This window comes from Mesorhizobium sp. M5C.F.Ca.ET.164.01.1.1 (assembly GCF_004792125.1).
Lineage (GTDB): Bacteria > Pseudomonadota > Alphaproteobacteria > Rhizobiales > Rhizobiaceae > Mesorhizobium > Mesorhizobium wenxiniae.
Genome location: NZ_SRTG01000002.1, coordinates 200,613 through 220,486, shown reverse-complemented (window position 1 = coordinate 220,486; position 19,874 = coordinate 200,613). Strand labels below are relative to the sequence as shown.

Annotated in this window: 15 protein-coding genes; 4 read left to right on the top strand and 11 right to left on the bottom strand. The window is 60.3% G+C overall.

The annotated features are described in order from the left end of the window. Window positions 1-20: 20 nt before the first annotated feature. From glgB to EN807_RS17810, 5 genes are all read right to left on the bottom strand, one after another. Complete coding sequence (glgB, locus tag EN807_RS17830; RefSeq protein ID WP_135936058.1) at window positions 21-2,234, bottom strand: 1,4-alpha-glucan branching protein GlgB; 2,214 nt, start codon at window positions 2,232-2,234, stop codon at window positions 21-23. Between the two features lie 58 nt (window positions 2,235-2,292). Next, window positions 2,293-4,755 (bottom strand): glycogen/starch/alpha-glucan phosphorylase, encoded by a 2,463-nt coding sequence (locus EN807_RS17825; protein ID WP_135936057.1) that lies wholly within the window; start codon window positions 4,753-4,755, stop codon window positions 2,293-2,295. A 234-nt stretch (window positions 4,756-4,989) separates the two neighbouring features. Then, window positions 4,990-5,772, bottom strand: a complete 783-nt coding sequence (locus EN807_RS17820) for an ATP-binding cassette domain-containing protein (RefSeq protein ID WP_127315651.1) — start codon at window positions 5,770-5,772, stop codon at window positions 4,990-4,992. 2 nt (window positions 5,773-5,774) lie between these two features. Next, window positions 5,775-6,839, bottom strand: coding sequence for an ABC transporter permease (locus EN807_RS17815; RefSeq protein ID WP_127315652.1), 1,065 nt, complete (start codon window positions 6,837-6,839; stop codon window positions 5,775-5,777). 148 nt (window positions 6,840-6,987) lie between these two features. Then, a complete protein-coding gene (locus EN807_RS17810) occupies window positions 6,988-7,965 on the bottom strand; it encodes a sugar ABC transporter substrate-binding protein (RefSeq protein WP_240992868.1) in 978 nt (325 codons plus the stop codon). A 271-nt stretch (window positions 7,966-8,236) separates the two neighbouring features. Between EN807_RS17810 and EN807_RS17805 the strand changes: the two genes are divergently transcribed. From EN807_RS17805 to EN807_RS17790, 4 genes are all read left to right on the top strand, one after another. Then, window positions 8,237-9,463, top strand: a complete 1,227-nt coding sequence (locus tag EN807_RS17805; protein WP_135936056.1) for an ROK family transcriptional regulator — start codon at window positions 8,237-8,239, stop codon at window positions 9,461-9,463. 2 nt (window positions 9,464-9,465) lie between these two features. Then, window positions 9,466-9,912, top strand: coding sequence for an RbsD/FucU domain-containing protein (locus EN807_RS17800; protein WP_029355783.1), 447 nt, complete (start codon window positions 9,466-9,468; stop codon window positions 9,910-9,912). After that, window positions 9,909-10,832, top strand: coding sequence for a carbohydrate kinase (locus tag EN807_RS17795; protein WP_135936055.1), 924 nt, complete (start codon window positions 9,909-9,911; stop codon window positions 10,830-10,832). Before EN807_RS17800 ends, EN807_RS17795 begins: the two co-directional genes overlap by 4 nt. Before the next feature lie 246 nt (window positions 10,833-11,078). Then, window positions 11,079-12,221 carry a DegT/DnrJ/EryC1/StrS aminotransferase family protein gene (locus EN807_RS17790; RefSeq protein ID WP_135936054.1) on the top strand — a complete coding sequence of 381 codons (1,143 nt, stop codon included), beginning with the start codon at window positions 11,079-11,081 and terminating at the stop codon, window positions 12,219-12,221. 7 nt (window positions 12,222-12,228) lie between these two features. Here the strand turns inward: EN807_RS17790 and cysQ are convergent, their stop codons facing one another. From cysQ to EN807_RS17760, 6 genes are all read right to left on the bottom strand, one after another. Beyond that, the gene (gene cysQ, locus EN807_RS17785) at window positions 12,229-13,023 is read right to left on the bottom strand and encodes a 3'(2'),5'-bisphosphate nucleotidase CysQ (RefSeq protein WP_189522523.1); all 795 of its coding nucleotides are present in this window, start codon (window positions 13,021-13,023) and stop codon (window positions 12,229-12,231) included. 10 nt (window positions 13,024-13,033) lie between these two features. Continuing rightward, window positions 13,034-14,971, bottom strand: coding sequence for a sulfate adenylyltransferase subunit CysN (cysN, locus tag EN807_RS17780; protein ID WP_189522486.1), 1,938 nt, complete (start codon window positions 14,969-14,971; stop codon window positions 13,034-13,036). A 2-nt stretch (window positions 14,972-14,973) separates the two neighbouring features. After that, entirely contained in the window at window positions 14,974-15,879 is a 906-nt protein-coding gene (gene cysD / locus EN807_RS17775; protein ID WP_127315658.1) for a sulfate adenylyltransferase subunit CysD, read from the bottom strand. Window positions 15,880-16,204: 325 nt separating this feature from the next. Beyond that, the gene (gene rfbB / locus EN807_RS17770; protein ID WP_135936051.1) at window positions 16,205-17,275 is read right to left on the bottom strand and encodes a dTDP-glucose 4,6-dehydratase; all 1,071 of its coding nucleotides are present in this window, start codon (window positions 17,273-17,275) and stop codon (window positions 16,205-16,207) included. A 167-nt stretch (window positions 17,276-17,442) separates the two neighbouring features. Continuing rightward, complete coding sequence (locus tag EN807_RS17765) at window positions 17,443-18,765, bottom strand: O-antigen ligase family protein (RefSeq protein ID WP_135936050.1); 1,323 nt, start codon at window positions 18,763-18,765, stop codon at window positions 17,443-17,445. After that, window positions 18,762-19,871: a hypothetical protein gene (locus EN807_RS17760; protein WP_246684186.1), complete on the bottom strand. Its 1,110-nt coding sequence runs from the start codon at window positions 19,869-19,871 to the stop codon at window positions 18,762-18,764. Before EN807_RS17760 ends, EN807_RS17765 begins: the two co-directional genes overlap by 4 nt. Window positions 19,872-19,874: the final 3 nt, after the last annotated feature.

The following is a 19,874-nucleotide window of genomic DNA, read 5'->3' as shown; positions in this document are numbered from 1 at the left end:
TACGCGCTGCGAGACATCGCTTAGTCCGGAGCAAATTCGAGCATGATCGTCGACAGCGGCGGCAACAGGATCTTCGCCGAGATGCCTCCTCCTTCCGCCCGAGCCTCGACGGCACCGCCATTGCCCTTGCCGGAACCGCCATAGTCGGTGGCGTCCGTGTTGATGATCTCGCGCCATCTTCCAGCCGTCGGCAACGGCACGCGATAATCATCACGGGGCACCGGTGTAAAATTGGAGATGACGGCGACCGGGTTTCCGCCCGGCGCGCTGCGCAGCCAGGCAAAGACAGAGTTCGCGCTATCGTCGACGATCAGCCAGGAAAAGCCTTCCGGCTCGCAATCGCGAGCATGCAGGGCCGGGCGTGAGCGGTAGAGATAGTTGAGATCGCGCACCGTCTGCCAGACGCCGCGATGGGCCTGGAAATCGAGCAGGTTCCAGTCGAGCGCGCGCGCCTCGCTCCACTCGCGGCGCTGGGCGAATTCCTGCCCCATGAACAACAGCTTTTTGCCGGGGTAGCCCCACATGAAGGCGTAGTATGCGCGCAGCGTCGCGAATTTCTGCCAGTCGTCGCCGGCCATCTTGCCGAGCAGCGTCCCCTTGCCGTGCACGACCTCGTCATGGGAGAGTGGCAGCACGAAATTCTCGCTGAAGGCGTAGACCAGGCCGAAGGTGATGTCGCTGTGATGATGCTTGCGAAAAATTGGCTCCTTGGAGAAATACTCCAGCGTGTCGTGCATGAATCCCATGTTCCACTTGAAGCCGAAACCCAGCCCGCCCTCATGCACCGGCTGCGAAACTTTTGGCCATGAGGTCGATTCCTCGGCAATCGTCATCACGCCAGAATGATGGCCGTAGACCTCCTTGTTCATTCTCTGGAGGAAGCTGACCGCTTCAAGGTTCTCGCGCCCACCCTTTTCGTTGGGAATCCATTCGCCGGCCTTGCGCGAATAGTCGAGGTAGAGCATCGAGGCGACGGCATCGACCCGCAAACCATCGACGTGGTACTTCTCGGCCCAAAACAGCGCATTGTTGACGAGGAACGAGACGACCTCGCGCCGGCCGAAATTGTAGATCGCGGTGTTCCAGTCGGGATGGAAGCCCTTGCGCGGGTCGGCATGCTCATAGAGCGCGGTGCCGTCGAAATTGGCCAGGCCATGCGCGTCCACCGGAAAATGTGCCGGCACCCAGTCGAGGATGACGCCGAGGCCGGCGCGGTGGGCGCCGTCGACGAACCGGGCAAAACCGTCCGGATCGCCGAAGCGGGCCGACGGCGCGTAGAGGCCGGTCGTCTGGTAACCCCAGGACGGATCATAGGGATGTTCGGAGATCGGCATGAATTCGATGTGGGTGAAACCCGTGTCTACGACGTAGGGGATCAGCCGGCCGGCGAGTTCGTCCCATGACAGGAAGCTGCCGTCGTCGTGAAGCTGCCAGGAGCCGGCATGGACCTCGTAGATCGACACCGCCTCGCGCCTGGGATCGGCGTTGCGCCAGAAATTGCGGTGCGCCTCATCACCCCATTGATGCGCCGGCGGAAGCGCCGTCACCGAAGCGGTGGCCGGGCGCAGTTCGGACTTGAAAGCGAACGGATCGGCCTTCAGCGGCAGCCTCACGCCATCGGGCCCGATGATCTCGTATTTGTACGGCCGGCCGGCGCCGATATCGGGAATGAACAACTCCCAGATGCCGGTGTCTCGACGGATGCGCATCGTATGCCTGCGGCCGTCCCATTCGTTGAAGTCGCCGACCACCGAAACGCGCCTTGCATTGGGCGCCCAGACGGCGAAATGCACGCCGGACGCACCCTCGTGATCGATGAGATGCGCACCAAGCTTGTCGAACAGCCTGAGGTGCGAACCTTCGGCGATGTAATAGTCGTCCAGCGGACCGAGCACCGGACCGAACGAATAGGGATCGGTCAGCCACCAGTCACCACCGGCATTGCGCGCGTGATAGCGCAGCGGCTGACGCTTTCTGAGCGACAGGATGCCCTCGAAGAAGCCGCCTTCGTGGCGCCTGGAGAGGTCGCCGGCTTTCTTGCCGGTCAGCGTATAGGCAGTGACGAACTCGGCATGAGGGACGAAGCAGCGGGCGACAAAGCCGTTGTCAACCTCGTGCACACCGAGGACAGCGAAAGGATCACTATGCGTGCCGGCGACAATTGCCGCGACATCACCGGCTGAAGCCAGTCCATCCGGCCCGCTTGTCGCAGCGGTCGCGCGCGGCTTCCTCATCAGGCAGTGACCCTCCCCGGCACCCGGACCACGTTGTTCGTGGCCTCATGCAATCATATCAGACCGGCACGTTCCAGATTTCTTTCGCATATTGGCGGATCGTACGGTCGGACGAGAACCAGCCGACGCGGGCAACATTGCGGATTGCCTTGGCGTACCAATCCGGGCTGTTGCGCCAGACGGCGTCGACATCGCGCTGGGTGGCGGCGTAGGCATCGAAATCCGCGGCGACCATGAACCAGTCGCTCTGATAGAGGCCGTTCATCAGGTCGCGATAGCGTTCCGGATCGTCAGGCGAAAAGACGCCCGACGAAACGGCAGCCACGGCCTGCGCCAGTTCGGGAGAGGCTCCGATCACCGATCGCGGATCGTAGCCGTTGCTGCGCCGCTCGGCGACCTCTTCGGTGGTCAGGCCGAAAATGAAGATGTTGTCGTCGCCGACGCATTCCTTGATCTCGACATTGGCGCCGTCAAGCGTGCCGATGGTCAGCGCACCGTTCAGCGCAAACTTCATGTTGCCGGTACCGGAGGCTTCCATGCCGGCGGTCGATATCTGCTCTGAAAGATCGGCGGCCGGCATCATGATCTCGGCCAGGCTGACATTGTAGTTCGGCACGAACACCACTTTGAGCAAGCCGCGAACGGCCGGGTCGCGGTTGATGACCTTGGCGACGTCGTTGGCAAGTTTGATGATCAGCTTGGCGTTGTGATAGCTGGGCGCTGCCTTGCCGCCAAAGAACTTGACGCGTGGCATCCAGTTGCGCTCCGGATGGGAGCGGATCTGGTCATAGAGGGCGACTGTTTCGAGGATGTTCAGGAGCTGACGCTTGTATTCGTGGATGCGCTTGATCTGGATGTCGAACAGCGCGGAGGGATCGACCTTGATGCCGAGGCGGTCGGCGACGAGATTGGCAAGCTTGGCCTTGTTCGCCCGCTTGACTGCCGCGAACTTGTCGCGGAAGGCGGCGTCGTCGGCAAAACCATCGAGCTCCTTGATTGCGTCTATATCGTCGAGGAAGCGGTCGCCGATCGCCTCGCGGGTGAGCGCGGTGAGACCGGGATTGCACTGGATCAGCCAGCGCCGCGGCGTGATGCCGTTGGTCTTGTTGTTGATGCGGTCGGGGTAGAGCCTGTGGAGTTCGGCAAACACCGTTTCCTTCATCAGCTCGGTGTGAAGGGCAGAGACGCCGTTGATCGAGTGCGAGCCGACAAAGGCCAGATTGCCCATGCGCACCCGGCGCTCGCCATTTTCCTGTATCAGCGAGATCTGGCTGATCTGCTCGTCAGAGAACTGATCTGAGGCGCGCGCCTCCAGCAGCACTTCTGCGTTGATGGCGTAGACGATCTGCATATGGCGCGGCAACAGCCGCTCGAACAGCGGCACCGGCCAGCTTTCGAGCGCCTCGGGAAGCAGCGTGTGGTTGGTGTAGCCGAAGGTGCGCTTGGTGATGCTCCAGGCCTGGTCGAAATCCATACCGTGGACGTCCATCAACAGGCGCATCAGCTCGGGCACGGCGATGGCCGGATGGGTGTCGTTCAGATGGATCGCCGCCTTGTCGGGCAGCGACTGCAGGTCGCCATACTGGCTGAGATGACGCTGGATGATGTCCTGCAACGATGCGGTGGAAAAGAAATACTCTTGCCTCAGCCGCAGTTCCTGCCCGGCCCTATGGGAATCAGCGGGGTAAAGGACGCGCGACAAGGCATCGGCCTTGTTGCTTTCGGCGAGTGCACCGATGTGGTCGCCGGCGTTGAACTTGTCGAGCAGGATCGGATCGATCGGCATGCCGGACCAGAGCCGCAGGGTGTTGACGCGGTTGGCCCTCCAGCCAACCACCGGCGTATCGTAGGCAACCGCCAGAACATGTTCGATCGGCTTCCAGACGTGGCGCTCAAGCCTGCCGTCCTTCGATGTGATCGATTCGACCGAGCCGCCGAAACCGACCTCGAAAGAACGTTCGCGCCGCTCGAACTCCCAAGGGTTGCCGTGATCGAGCCAAGTCTCAGGCAGCTCAACCTGCCAGCCGCCATGGATTTCCTGCCGGAACATGCCGTTGGCGTAGCGAATGCCATAACCATGCGAGGGAATGTCGACGGTTGCCATGCTTTCCATGAAGCAGGCGGCGAGCCGGCCAAGACCGCCATTGCCAAGGGCTGCATCTGGTTCGAGGGCCGCGATGAGGTCGAGGTCGACGCCGAGAGACCGCAGCGCTTCGCGCATATTATCCATCAGGCCAAGATTGGAGAAGGCGTCGCGCATCAGGCGGCCGATGAGGAATTCCAGTGACAGATAATAGACGCGCTTTTCCTGATGGGCGTAGGCCTCTTGCGTCGCCTGCATCCAATGATCGACGATATGGTCGCGCACGACCTTGATCGAGGCGGTGAGCCAGTCGTACTGCGTCGCGACATTGGTGCCCTTGCCGAGCCTGTATTTGAGGGCCTTCAAGACTTCGTCGGCAAGCGCCTTGGGATCGGAGTTTTCGAGAATGGGAGCTTCGGATGTCATCGAGCGCGTCATGCTGCCTCTCGTGCGGTTGCCATGATCATACCGGCTTTCACCATTCCTCCCAGCCCATGCTAGCGCATATTGTTGTGCGTTCAATCGAGTTAGATTGCCGCGGGCAGCTTACCCTGCGGCAGTTTAGCAACTTAAAGTGCGTCGCGTTTGGGTGGCCTCTGCGACGTACTTTAAGTTCTTACTTATATGCCATATCGTTACCCCAAACCGCTTTGCAGTTTCGTGCGACATGCATCAGGCCGCCAGCGCCGCCTCCGGCGGAAGCTTCGCTCCGGTCATGAAGGCGACGGCGTCGGACATCGTATATTGCTTGGGATCGATGACACAGAGGCGACGGCCCAGCCGATGGATGTGAATGCGGTCGGCCACCTCGAAGACATGCGGCATGTTGTGCGAGATCAGCACGATCGGCAGGCCGCGCTTCTTCACGTCGAGGATCAGTTCGAGCACGCGGCGGCTCTCTTTGACGCCTAACGCCGCCGTCGGCTCATCCATGATGACCATCTTCGAGCCGAAGGCGGCGGCGCGCGCCACCGCCACGCCCTGGCGTTGGCCGCCCGACAGCGTTTCCACGGCCTGGCTGATGTTCTGGATCGTCATCAGGCCAAGTTCGGTGAGCTTGTCGCGGGCGCGCTTTTCCATTGCCGGGCGGTCGAGCATGCGTAGCCAATCGCCCAGAAAACCCGGTTTGCGGATCTCGCGACCAAGGAACATATTGTCGGCGATCGACAGCGCCGGCGACAGCGCAAGGTTCTGGTAGACGGTTTCGATCCCCGCTTCGCGAGCTTCGATGGGCGACTTGAAGAGCACCTGCTTGCCGTCCAACTCGATGATCCCCTCGTCCGGAATCACGGCGCCCGAGATCGCCTTGATCAGCGTCGACTTGCCGGCGCCGTTGTCGCCGATCACCGCCAGGATTTCTCCCGGATAGAGATCGAAGTCGCAGCTGTTCAGTGCGGTAACGCGGCCGTAGCGCTTGATGAGGCCACGCGCGGTGAGGATGGGCTCCTGGGTCATGGTTACACCGAAACCTTTCTGATCCACTGGTCGATCGCCACGGCGCCGATGATCAGCACACCGGTGAGCAGCACTTTCCATTGCGGATCGGCGCCCAGCATGTTGAGGCCCATCGAGACGACGCCGACGATCATCGCGCCGAACAACGTGCCTAAAATCGAGCCGCGTCCGCCGAAGAGGGAAATACCGCCGATCACCGTCGCGGTGATAGCCTGCAAATTGTAGTCGGTAACGGCGGCGGACGGCGAGATCGAACCGTTGCGACCGATGGAGACCCAGGCGGCGAAAGCGGCGATCAGCCCGGCAAGGGTGTAGACCGAGATCAGCACCTTCTTGGTCTGGATGCCCGACAGCTTGGCCGCCTCCGGGTCGTCGCCGACGGCGTAGACATGGCGGCCCCATGCCGTGTGATTGAGCACGTACCAGAGGATCATCACCAGCACCACCATGGCAATGACGCCGAACGTCAGCACCGCCGTGCCGACCTTGAAGTTGAGGCCAAACAGATGCAGCAGCGGCGCCTGGACGTCGACGTCGGCGTCACGGATCGTCTCATTGGCCGAATAGATGAAATTGGTGGCCATGACGATGTTCCAGGTGCCCAGCGTGACAATGAAGGGCGGCAGCTTCATGTACGCGACCAGCAGCCCGTTGAGCAGCCCGCAGGCCGCGCCGGCGCCAAGCCCGATCACCACGGCAAGCAAGGTCGGCAGGCCATAGGTGACTGCGCAGTTGCCCATGATCACGGCCGAAATCACCATGATCACGCCGATTGACAGGTCGATGCCGGCTGTAAGGATGACCAGTGTCTGCGCAGCACCGAGAATACCGACGATGGCGATCTGCTGCAGGATCAGCGTCAGCGTGTAGGACGAAAAGAACCGTCCTCCGATTGTGATACCGAAGACGGCGATCGACAGAACCAGCACGATCAGCGGAACCGCGGCCGGAGTAGAATGCAGGAAATGCTGGATGCGCTTGACGATCGACGTGCCGTGTTCGTCAAAAGCAGCGACGCTTGCGTCGCTGTTCGAGAGAGCCTTTTCGAATTCTTGAACCTGAGCCATGTTTCCTCCCGTGGGGCTTCAGCCACGCCGACGCCCGTCCAACCGATCTGCCGCCGGAATTGTTCGTGCTTGCATTACCGCATCGTCCACCCGAAGCGGCCGGGGATCAAGCCCCGGCCGATCGGATCTGTTGCCTGTCAGACTGGCATCAGCCCCAGCACTTGGCGAGGCCTTCCTTGGTGTCGATGGACTTCACGCCCTCAGCGGGCTTGTCGGTCACGAGGTTGACACCGGTGTCGAAGAAATCCTTGCCTTCGGTCGGCTTGGGCTTCGTGCCGTCCTTGGCGAAAGCGGCGATCGCTTCGATGCCGAGTGCCGCCATCTGCAGCGGATATTGCTGTGAGGTCGCACCGATCACGCCCTCGGCGACCGACTTCACGCCGGGGCAGCCGCCATCAACCGACACGATCAGCACATTGCCTTCGAGACCCACGGCCTTGAGCGCCTGGTAGGCGCCGACGGCCGCCGGCTCGTTGATGGTGTGGATGACGTTGATGCCGGGGTCCTTCTGGAGAAGGTTCTCCATCGCCTTGCGGCCGCCTTCTTCGTTGCCGTTGGTGACGTCGTGGCCGACGATACGCGGATCGTCCTCGTCGCCGATCTTGTTGGGGTCTTTCACGTCGATGCCGTAGCCCATCATAAAGCCTTGATCGCGCAAGACGTCGACCGTCGGCTGCGAGGGCGTCAGGTCGAGGAAGCCGATCTTGGCATCCTTCGCCTTGTCGCCGAGCGTCGCGGCGGCCCACGCGCCGATCAGCTTGCCGGCCTCCAGATTGTCCGTCGCAAAGGTCGCGTCGGCAGCGTCGAGCGGATCAAGCGGCGTGTCGAGCGCGATCACGAGCAGACCGGCGTCACGCGCCTTCTTCACCGCCGGGACAATGCCCTTGGTGTCCGACGCGGTGATCAGGATGCCCTTGGCGCCGTCGGCGATACAGCTTTCGATCGCCGCCACCTGGCTCTCGCTGTCGCCGTCAATCTTGCCGGCGTAAGCCTTAAGATCGACGCCGAGTTCTTTGGCTTTCGCGGTCGCACCTTCCTTCATCTTCACGAAGAACGGGTTGGTGTCGGTCTTGGTGATCAGGCAGGCGCCGACATCGGCGGCGGACGCAGCCGAGGTGAACGCCATCAGACCCAGTCCGGCCGCGGCAAACACGGTGGACTTCAATAGTGCTGTCTTGGTCACGATTTTCCTCCCAGTGGAACCATTCGGATGCCGGCCAACCGGCACCTGCACAAAGCATCCAGCGACTTCTCCCAGCGTGGACGCCTGCCCCAACAGAATACCAGACCGAGGTCTCTGTCAATAATTAAATCACTCTTATTTATTATTGACAGCGCTGCGTCGTTCACCCATTCTGGCCCAAAAGCGGTGAGGGGAAACGACGGGAGGAACAGGGGTGGAGACCGGCACTGCAAGGCACGGTTCGCCCGAGGCAGCCGAAAGCCGCATTCACCGCGGCACCAACCAGAGCGGCATGCGGGACCACAATGAGCGGCTGGTGCTGTCGCTGGTGCGTCAGCACGGCAGCCTGGCCAAGTCCGACATTGCGCGCATGACCGGACTTTCTGCCCAGACGGTTTCGGTCATCATGCGTGAGCTCGAGGAGGACAACCTCCTTGTCCGTCAGGCGCCGCTGCGCGGCAAGATCGGCCAACCTTCCATTCCGATGGCGCTCAATCCCGATGGTGCCTATTTCATCGGTTTGAAGATCGGCCGTCGCAGCGCCGAACTCGTGCTGATCGATTTTCTCGGCAATGTGCGCTCGATGCTGCAGCATTCCTACCGCTATCCGGCGCCGCGCGAGACGGTCGAATTCGTCACCTCCGGCATGAAGACGATGCGCGGCGATCTCACCCCGGCGCAGGACAAGCGCATTGCCGGACTTGGCATCGCCATGCCGTTCGAATTGTGGAACTGGGCCGATACGGCAGGTGCGCCGCGCGACGTCATGGACGAATGGCGCCACCGCGACATCCGCGCCGACATCCAGGCGCAGTGCGAATTCCCGGTCTACCTGCAGAACGACGCCACCTCGGCCTGCGGCGCCGAACTGGTGTTCGGCCGGGCGGGTGCGGCGCGCGACTTCGTCTATTTCTATATCGGTGCCTTCGCCGGCGGCGGCATCGTGCTGAATGGTCACCTTTTCGGCGGACCGACCGGCAATGCCGGCGCGCTGGGTTCGATGCCGGTGCCCGGACCGGACGGCAAGCCGGCCCAATTGATCGACGTGGCGTCGATTGCCATGCTGGAAAAGGCGCTTAACGCACGCGGTATCGAGGCCTCGCACCTGTGGACATCACCGGAGGATTGGGGCGAGATCGGCGTCGAGCTCGACGACTGGATCGCCTGCGCTTCGCAGGCGCTCGCCTATGCCATTGTGGCAGCGTCATCGGTTATCGACTTCGAGGCAGCGGTGATCGACGGATGGATGCCGAAGGCCGTGCGGCGCCGGCTCGTCGATGCCGTTGTCGAAGCTATCGGCAAGATCGATGGTGAAGGCCTGAAGCTTCCGGCCATTCGCGAGGGGACTGTCGGCATTCATGCACGTGCCCTGGGCGGCGCCAGCCTGCCGCTTTCCGAGCGCTTCCTTATCGGCTCGACCATGATTTCCAGGAGTGCCTGAGCGTGCTGATCGGAATCCCGGTGCTGCTCGGTCCGGAGCTTCTGGCGACGCTGCGTGCCATGGGTCATGGCGACGAGATCGCCCTTGTCGACGGAAACTACCCGGCGAAAGAGCAAGCACACCGGCTCATCCGCGCCGACGGTCATCATCTTGTTCCGATGCTCGACGCCGTCCTCAGCGTGTTGCCTGTCGATGACGCAGTGCCGGAGGCGCTGTTTCGCGCGTCGGTCAAAGGTAATCCCCTGCTTGCCGATCCCGTTCATCACGAGATGGAGGCGATCTGCGCCAAGCGTGCTCCGGGCCGTAAGGTGGTTGCGCTTGCCGGCGCCGACTTCTATCAACGGGTTAGGTCCGCGCACGCGATCGTCGCGACAAGCGAGCCGCGGCTCTACGCCAACATCATCATCCGCAAGGGTGTGATCTATCCGCCGGAGACCAGGAAACCATGATCCTCTGTTGCGGCGAAGCGCTGATCGACATGCTGCCACGCACCACGACGGAGGGCGAGCCGGCCTTTGCCCCCTATGTCGGCGGCGCGGTGTTCAATACCGCTATTGCGCTCGGCCGGCTGGGAGCACCCGCCGGTTTCTTTTCCGGCCTGTCGTCGGATCTATTCGGCGGCCAGTTCAGGGACGCGCTCGGGGCAAGCAAGGTCAGTTCCACCTATGCGCACACATCGCCCCGGCCGACCACGCTTGCTTTCGTGCGGCTGGACAACGGCCAGGCGACCTACACGTTCTACGATGAAAACACAGCCGGAAGGATGCTGACCATCGACGATCTGCCGAAACTCGGCAGCGAGATCGAAGCCATGCTGTTCGGCGCCATCAGCCTGATCTCGGAGCCGGCCGGATCAGCCTACGAGGAATTCATGCGGCGCGAGTACAGTCGCCGCGTCATGATGCTCGACCCCAACATCCGGCCCAATTTCATTCCGGACAAGGCCAAGCATCTCAAACGCATCCGCTCGATGATGGCGATGGCCGACATCGTGAAGCTGTCGGACGAGGACCTCAACTGGTTCGGCGAAGCCGGCTCGCACGAGGACGTTGTCCGCAACTGGCTGGATCGCGGCCCGACGCTGATCGTCGTTACCCATGGCAGCGAAGGCGCCGTCGGCTACACCAGGAATCACAAGGTCACGGTTGTGCCAGACAAGGTCGAGGTGGTCGATACTGTCGGCGCCGGCGACACGTTCAACGCCGGCATCCTGGCCTCGCTGCACGAGCAAGGCCTGCTGTCGAAGGAGGCGATCGCCAATCTGCCGGAAGACGCCATCCACAAGGCGCTGGCGCTTGGCGCCAAGGCTGCGGCGGTAACCGTGTCGCGGGCCGGTGCCAATCCGCCCTGGCGGCATGAAATCGCCTGATTGGACGCTGAAGACGGCGCTGGACATCAATCACTTTATGTTTCGCCCAGCCGAGCGCGAGCAACACAAAGGCCGTGAGGTGCGCAACAAAGCCCCGGATTTCCAGCGTCTGACGGGGACCTGTCGCAATCAGAGGTAACAGGCTGCGACACTTGAGCAATTCGCGGTTTGCCCATGCGGCTTTCTCGGCCGCGCCAAGTCTGATACCAGCGGCCCGTTATCTGGCTAGTACCGTTTGAGGCCGACATGCAGTTCATCGATCTAGGCGCGCAGCGCGAACGAATCCGCGACAGACTGAAAGCAGCCATCGACCGCGTCGTCGACGAGGGGCGCTATATTCTCGGCCCCCAAGTCACCGAATTCGAAAACAAGCTTGCCGCCTATATCGGCACCAAGCATGTGGTAGCCTGCGCCAACGGCACTGACGCACTGCTGCTGCCGCTGTTTGCGGCCGGCATCGGCCCAGGTGACGCGGTGTTCGTGCCGAGCTTCACCTTCGCCGCCACGGCGGAAGTGGTGGCGCTGGCCAAGGCTGAGCTGGTTTTCGTCGATGTCGATCCCCAGACCTACAACATCGACATCGCCAGTCTCGAGGCGGCCATCGCCATGATCAAGGCGGAAGGCCGGCTGAAACCAAGGGCGATCATTCCCGTCGACCTGTTCGGGCTCGCTGCTGACTACGAGGCGCTCATGGCGATCGCCAACCGCGAAGGGCTGATGGTGATCGAGGATGCCGCTCAGGCGATCGGCGGCTCGATCGACGGCAAAATGTGCGGTTCGTTCGGCGCGGTCGGCTCGACCAGCTTCTACCCGGCAAAACCGCTCGGCTGCTATGGCGACGGCGGCGCGATGTTCACCAATGACGATGCGCTGGCCGAACAGCTCCGCTCGTTCGCCTTTCACGGCAAGGGCGAAACCCAATATGACAATGTCCGCATCGGCATCAATTCGCGGCTCGATACGCTGCAGGCGGCGATCCTGATCGAGAAGCTGGCCATTCTCGAAGACGAGATGGTTGCCAGGCAAGCGGTCGCCAATCGGTATGCCGAAGGCCTCGGCGACATCGTCAAGACGGCGCGCAACCTAGAAGGTGGCCGTTCGGCCTGGGCGCAATATGCCATCGAGACGCCGAAGCGCGACGGGCTGAAGGCGCATCTCGGGGACAAGGGCATCCCGTCGGTCATCTATTACGTGAAGCCCTTGCACAGCCAGATCGCCTACCGCGACTATCCGCGCACGCCGACGGGTCTAACCGTTTCGGAGGAGCTGCCGAGGCGCATCCTCTGCCTGCCCATGCACCCCTATCTGAGCGAGGCCGACCAGGACCGGATCATCGAGACGATCCGCAACTATATCGGCTCGAATTCGGCGCAAATCGCCGCCGCGTAGACGGTCGTTAGACGGGTCTGGGCTCCGCAGGCTTGCCGCTGGCGATGAAATGCGGATTGGCGAAGTCCTCGTCATCGCTCTGGTTGCGCTTGCCGTAGGCCAGCGGCTGACCATCGAGTGTGCGCGTTATACCGCCTGCCGCGCGCAGCACCGCGTCGCCGGCTGCGGTGTCCCATTCCATGGTGCGGCCGAAGCGCGGATAGACGTCGGCCTCGGCGCCAGCGACAAGACAGAATTTCAGCGACGAGCCAACCGACACGATCTCGGCAGCGCCCACGGTGCGAATATAGACTTCGGTCTCCGGCGTATTGTGGGACCGGCTGGCGACGACAGTCAGTGGCGCCACACCCGTTCTGGCCGAAATCGGCCGACGGCCGATGATCTGATAGTCGCCATTGACTTCAATTGCTTCCGCCCTGCCCGGCCGGCCGGAAAAGAAGCGTCCCGTGCATGGCGCAAACACCACACCGATCTCCGGCACGCCGTGGCGAACAAGCGCGATGTTGACGGTGAAGTCGGTCCTGCGGTTGACGAATTCCTTGGTGCCGTCGAGCGGATCCACCAGGAAGAAGGCGTCGTCGAGGTCGGGCGGCACGATGCCGGCCGATGCCTCTTCCTCAGCCACGCAAGGGATGTCGGGGAAAGCCGCGCGCAGCCCGGCGAGAATGATCTTTTCGCTCTCGCGATCGGCCTCGGTCACCGGCGAGCTGTCTGATTTCTGGTCGACCGCGCAGCCGGCATCGAAGACGCGCATCACCTCTCGCCCCGCCGCCAACGCGATGCGCTCGAACACGCCGAGCATCGCTTCGTCGTCAGATGCCGCCGCCGCTATCATATTGGTTTTCGGCAATGTCACGCTCGTTCAGCCAGAGTTCCAGGGCCTCTACCATCTCCTCGGCAGACTTGCCGAGTGTCTTGAGATGGATTTCGGGGTTTTCCGGGGCTTCATACGGTGAATCGACGCCGGTAAAATTCTTGATTTCGCCATTCAACGCCCGCGCATAGAGGCCCTTAGGATCGCGTCTGGCGCATTCCTCAAAGGGTGTGTCGACAAACACCTCGACGAATTCTCCGGTGGCCATCAACTCCCTGGCCATGCGCCGCTCGGCCCTGAATGGCGAAATGAAGGAAACAATGACGATCAGCCCGGCATCGGCCATCAGCCGCGCCACTTCCGCAACGCGGCGAATGTTTTCGACGCGGTCGGCGTCGGTGAAGCCAAGATCGCGATTGAGGCCGTGGCGGACATTATCGCCATCCAGGATGTAGGTATGCCGGCCGGTGGCGAACAGCTTCTTCTCGAAAAGATTGGCGATGGTCGACTTGCCCGAGCCCGAGAGCCCAGTGAACCAGAACACGGCGGGCCGCTGGTTCTTCAGATCGGCACGGCCGTGCTTGCCGACATCGAGCGACTGCCAGTGGATGTTTTCGGCGCGGCGCAGCGAATGCAGGATCATGCCGGCGCCGACGGTGGCGTTGGTGATGCGGTCGATCAGGATGAAGGCGCCGGTCGTGCGGTTCTCGGCGAAAGTATCGAAGGCGATCGGCGCCCGCGTCGAGATGTTGCAAATTCCGACTTCGTTCATTTCGAGCGATTTGGCCGCCTCATGGGCAAAGTCGTTGACGTTGACGCGGTACTTCAGGTCGGTGACGGTGGCACTGGTCTGATCGGTCTCGGTCCGCAGGATGTAGGAGCGGCCCGGCAGCAGCGCATGCTCATCGAACCAGACGATGTTGGCGGCGAACTGGTCGGCGACCTGCGGCCGCGCCGCCGGCGACACCAGCATATTGCCGCGCGAGACCTCGACCTCGTCGTCGAGAACAAGAGTGATGGCCTGGCCGGCGACCGCTTGGCTCAGGTCGCCGCCATGCGAGACGATGCGCCTTACATGAGCGGACTTGCCGGATTTGGCGACAACGACCTCGTCGCCTGTTGAGACGGAACCGGACGCAATCGTGCCGGCAAAACCGCGAAAATCGAGATTGGGGCGGTTCACATACTGCACTGGAAAACGGAACGGCAGTTCGACAACGGCTTTATCGACCGACACGGTTTCCAGATGTTCGATCAGCGTCGGGCCGGAATACCATTCTGTCTTGTCCGAGCGGCTGGAGACGTTGTCGCCATAACGGGCAGACATCGGGATGGGCACGATCGTCTCGAAGCCGAGCTGATGCGAAAATTGCCGGTAATCTTCGATGATGCGTTCGAACACGGCCTTGTCGAAGCCGACGAGATCGATCTTGTTGACGGCGAGCACGATGTGCCGGATGCCGAGCAGCGAAGCGATGATCGAGTGGCGCCTTGTCTGACGCAGCACACCCTGGCGGGCGTCGATCAGCACGATCGCCAGATCGGCGGTCGACGCGCCCGTCGCCATGTTGCGCGTGTATTGTTCGTGGCCGGGTGTGTCGGCAACGATGAATTTGCGTTTCGGCGTGGCGAAAAAGCGATAGGCGACATCGATGGTGATGCCCTGCTCGCGCTCGGCCTCTAGGCCATCGACCAGCAGCGCGAAATCGACGTCGTCGCCCGTTGTCCCGTGCTTGCGCGAATCACGCTCGAGCGCGGCAAGCTGGTCCTCGAAAATCTGCTTGGTATCCGAAAGCAGGCGTCCGATCAGCGTCGACTTGCCGTCGTCCACCGAACCGCAGGTCAGGAAGCGCAGCAGCGACTTTCGTTCCTGTACCGCCAGATAGTCACGAATGCCGTCGGTGGAGGCGAGGCTCTCGGCCATGATGTGGCGCATGCTCAGAAATATCCCTCGCGCTTCTTCTTTTCCATCGAACCGGCTTCATCACGGTCGATCAGGCGGCCCTGCCGTTCGGAGGTGCGCGCCGTGAGCATTTCGCCGACAATGGCCTCCAGCGTATCGGCGTCGGACTCGATCGCGCCGGTCAGCGGATAGCAGCCGAGCGTGCGGAACCGCACCAGCCGGTTTTCCACTGTTTCGCCCGGGCGCAATTCCATACGGTCGTCATCCCTCAGAATGAGCATGCCGTCGCGTTCGACGACCGGCCTCTCCTTGGCGAAATAGAGCGGCACGATCGGGATGTCTTCCTGGAGAATGTACTGCCAGATATCGAGTTCGGTCCAGTTCGACAACGGAAAGACCCGGATCGATTCACCGGTCGCAATGCGGGTGTTGAATATCTTCCACATCTCCGGCCGCTGGTTCTTCGGATCCCATACGTGCTGGGCGTTGCGGAAAGAGAAGATCCGCTCCTTGGCGCGCGACTTCTCCTCGTCGCGCCGCGCCCCGCCGAAGGCTGCATCGAAGCCGTATTTGTCAAGCGCCTGCCGCAGCGCCACGGTCTTCATCACATGCGTATGTGTATTGGAGCCATGGTCGAAGGGATTGATGTTGTCGCGCACACCATCGCCGTTGACGTGGACAAGGAGATCGAAGCCGAGCTTTTGCGCCATCTGATCGCGAAAGGCGATCATCTCGCGGAACTTCCAGGTCGTGTCGACGTGGAGAAAGGGAAAGGGCGGCTTGGCGGGATAAAACGCCTTCATCGCAAGATGCATCAGCACGGAGGAATCCTTGCCGACCGAATAGAGCATAACCGGCTTGGCGAAGGCCGCCGCTACCTCGCGAAAGATATGGATCGATTCAGCCTCGAGCCGCTGAAGGTGCGTAAGCGCGATGTTCATGGACTGTAAGCGTTCTCTCGTGCCAATCCAGACCTTGCATCGATGCATCAGGCGCAATTTTCAGCGGCCCGGTTCAAGCTTCACTTCTGGACAATCTTATTTTCGTGCAGGCGTTCTAGCAGATCGCTATTGGTTATAACAATGCAAGACAGGCCTGCCCTGGAGTGGTTCGAGAATGAATTTTCCTCCCAGCGGCCAGAACTCGGAAATTGCTGCTCAACAGCCGGATGGCGTTGCGAACGCCAGGAAATATTGCCCGGGTCGAGAAAGATGCCCGGCAACCGTTTATACGTTGTTGCTATAGTCTCGAAACCAGTGACAAGCCTCACGCGGCACCCTTTCGCGCTTTGCCCAGCCGCTCACCGGCGTAGCGCTCTCGGCGGATTGGACCCCACCACCACTCGTTCTGAAGATACCAGTCGACCGTCCTGGCGAGGCCGCTGTCGAATGTCTCGCGCGGCGTCCAGCCGAGATCGCGCTCGATCTTCGAAGCGTCGATTGCGTAGCGCCGGTCGTGACCCGCTCGGTCGGCAACAAAGGTGATGAGATCGCGATAGCGCCGGCCGGAGGAACGCGGCCGCCTGCTGTCGAGGATGTCGCAAATCGCCTCGACCACCGCCCGATTGGTGCGTTCGGCGCCTCCCCCGACATTGTAGCTCTCGCCGACCGCGCCCTTGGTCGCGACCATGGCTAAGGCACGTGCATGGTCCTCGACGAAAAGCCAGTCGCGCACGTTTGCGCCGGCGCCGTAGACCGGCAACGGTTTTTCGTCCAGCGCGTTCAAAATGACGAGCGGGATCAGCTTTTCGGGGAAATGGTACGGACCGTAATTATTCGAGCTGTTCGACAGGACAACTGGCAGGCCGTAGGTATCATGCCATGCTCGCACCAGGTGGTCGGATGCGGCCTTCGACGCTGAATAGGGAGAAGATGGTGCATAGGGGGTCTGTTCGGTGAAAACGCCGCTGTCGAGGGGCAAATCGCCGAACACCTCGTCGGTCGAAACATGGTGAAAACGAAACCGGCTTTTTTTCTGGTCGGGAAGTCTGCACCAATGTTCCAGGGCCGAATTGAGCATTCGGTAGGTGCCGACGATATTGGTTTCGATGAAGGCGGCGGGCCCGTCGATCGACCGGTCGACATGGCTTTCGGCGGCAAGATGCATGACGATGTCGATGCTGTCGCGATGTAACACTTCAAGAATCGTTCTGTCGTCACAGATGTCGGCGTGCTCGAATCTGTAGTTGTGCGCATTCTCGATTGACCGCAACGAGGCAAGGTTTCCCGCATAGGTGAGCTTGTCGATATTGGTCACCCGGTAGGCCGGATTGCTGCACAAATGCCGGCACACCGCTGAGCCGATAAAGCCGGCCCCTCCGGTCACCAGAAAATTCATCCCGCCCTCCTCACGCAAAAACTGACGTGCGAACACCTCGGCGGTAGCGAGCGTCGGCGTCTGCCACGCCTTTCGACACGGGGATTTGATTGCGTTTTGCCGAAGAGCTCAAATGCCACCCGAATGACTTAAGGTGCGACGAATGTCGGCCGCAGGTCCCCAGTCTGCTACGACGACGAAGTTCCGATGGGAACAAAAAGTTTGTCACCGTTGTGGTCTACCTCGATCAATCTGTTCTTCTGGGCCAAGCGGTCTGCAAATCCTTTGTGAAAGATAATGGCGTTCATATAGGCAAACGTCATTGCAAGCGCTTCGGTCCGCAGCGGATAATCAACCAGTGAGTGAATGAGAAGAAAGGACACCGAGAGGAACGCCGCCTTCTGGAGCGGGTCACGGCGAATTCTAGAAAGCGCAACAAAAAGCAATATGAAATAGAATGTCATTAACAGAATGGCAGGAGCACCACCCTCAAAGGCTATTTCCAGATAGTCATTATGAGCATGATTTACATACTTGCTAAAAATCATCTCTTCTTTTTCGTATATCTGATAAGACTTTTGAAAGTTTCCAAATCCAACTCCCGTTGCCAAATTGTCTTGGATTCCTTCAACAGTGGTACGCGCAAATTCTCGCCGCCCGAAAGCCGGATCAATCGCATCGGCGTCGATCTTCGTCCATGCGCCCATCGTGTAGACTGAAAGCACTACGAAAATCGCCAGAATGCTCAATCCACTCGCCTTCGAACGTGCTGCAAGAAAGACAATGGACAGTACAGTAATCGCCAAACCAATCAGAACACCGGCACGCGAACCGGCTGCCAAAAGGAGCAGTAAAAGCGTGACCAGCCCGAGCGATCCGGATAAAAGATGTCCGCGGAACAGACCGTAATAAACGACGAAGGGAATAGAAACAAAAAGCAAAGCCGCAAAATGATTCTGGTTGGCAAAAAGCCCGGCAGTGATCGTAAACGGCAACAATCCTTCTATGACGATGTCGTCTGAGAGAGAATATTGAATCGCTCCCGCCAAGCCGTTGCAGATGACACCCATAAAAAAGAACGGCAGAAGGCCTTGCACCTGCTCGGTGCGCAATCGCAATACGCTCAAAAAAAACGCTGCTGAGGCCGCCAGATACAACAGACATTCGACCGTCCGTCCAACTCCGACACTGACGAAGCGAATACCGCTTTCTCCCGCCAGCCATGGATCTCCGAGCAACAGCTCCGGTCGCAACCCTTTGAACATGGCCGCAGGCAGTGGGACGATTTGTAAAATTACCAATGCCACAGCGAAGATAAGCAGCCACAGAACAGAATGGGGGATTTTCTGGCCTGAGGTCTGTGAAAAGACGGCCGCCGCCGAGATGACTGCCGCGACCTCAATCAGCGTGTCAGTATAGAGGCCGCTTGCAGTCCCTCCGCCGATCAGCAGCGATAAAAACAGAACCGATCCAAGGAAATATTTATCCCATTCCGAGGGTCGATCGCTCAAGATGAAAGTCTCTCGATGCTCAATTTGTGCATTACCAACGTGCCGACATAGCGAAAGCGCCAGCTCTGAGCAATGGCAGCCGTCTGCAGCCGCAACAGTTGCATGGGACATGCACCCGGTCCTACCGAAAACTTCCGGCTGAGGCTCTGACGGTTGTAGGTACCCTCCGAAATGTTGATCCGCGCTATTTCGCCTGCTGGATCCACACACATGATCGACCAAAATAACTCCTTTGGAAGCTTCAGGTTTCTCGCAGAGGCAATCAGAGAAATCTTGTACGAACCGGGAGGGAGTTCAATAAGCTGCTGAAGTGCAATGTTCTTAACCGGCGTATTCAGGAAGCGGACCGTTGCGCCCCCGTCGCCTTCGACCGCATCTTGCGATGTTGAAAAGGTAACTTCCAAACCTGACTGATCGCGGAGTTCCCAATCGAAGGGCTTGCCGCTGAAACTTGGCTCAAAGGTGCTGTTGAAAATGTACCCGCCCAGTTTCCGTTCTTCATCAGACAAGCTGAAAAGAAACAGCCGATAGGCTAGATCATATTCCTTCTGGCCAATATAGCCGTTGATGATGGTGGACAATTCTCGCGATTTTGGTGGCGCTCCTGAGCCTGTCAAATCGAGCAGCAGCCGGTTTGCAGAATCGAGCCCTTCGGGAGTTCTGCCAAGAGTGGCGAACAGACTGGTTCTCCATGGCGCATCCGCTTTGATGGCAGCCAGCACGGCTTGGTATCCGTCGGGATTCGAGAGGATTGTCGGCAGGCCCTCAGCGATCGCGGGAAATCGATCTGGCCATCGCCGTAATAATATATCGATCTCGCCGACAGCCTTTGACAGATCGCCTATCTCGATCGAGTGGCCAATGGACCTCTGGAGCGCGTGGATTTCGGTCTTAGATAATTTTCGAGCTTGATCGAAGAACTCATAGGCTTGGTCTTTTTCTTCCTGTCGGTATTTGATCTCGCCAATCAGGCTGTAGAGACGTGCATCTGCCACATCAAAGCGAAGCGCGCCTTCGGCCTTGGCGAGCAATGCATCGAGATCAGGAGCGCTGCTTGCGTCGTTCAGGTCGTCGGTGATTTCGCCTATCAAGGCATTGACGTTCAACGG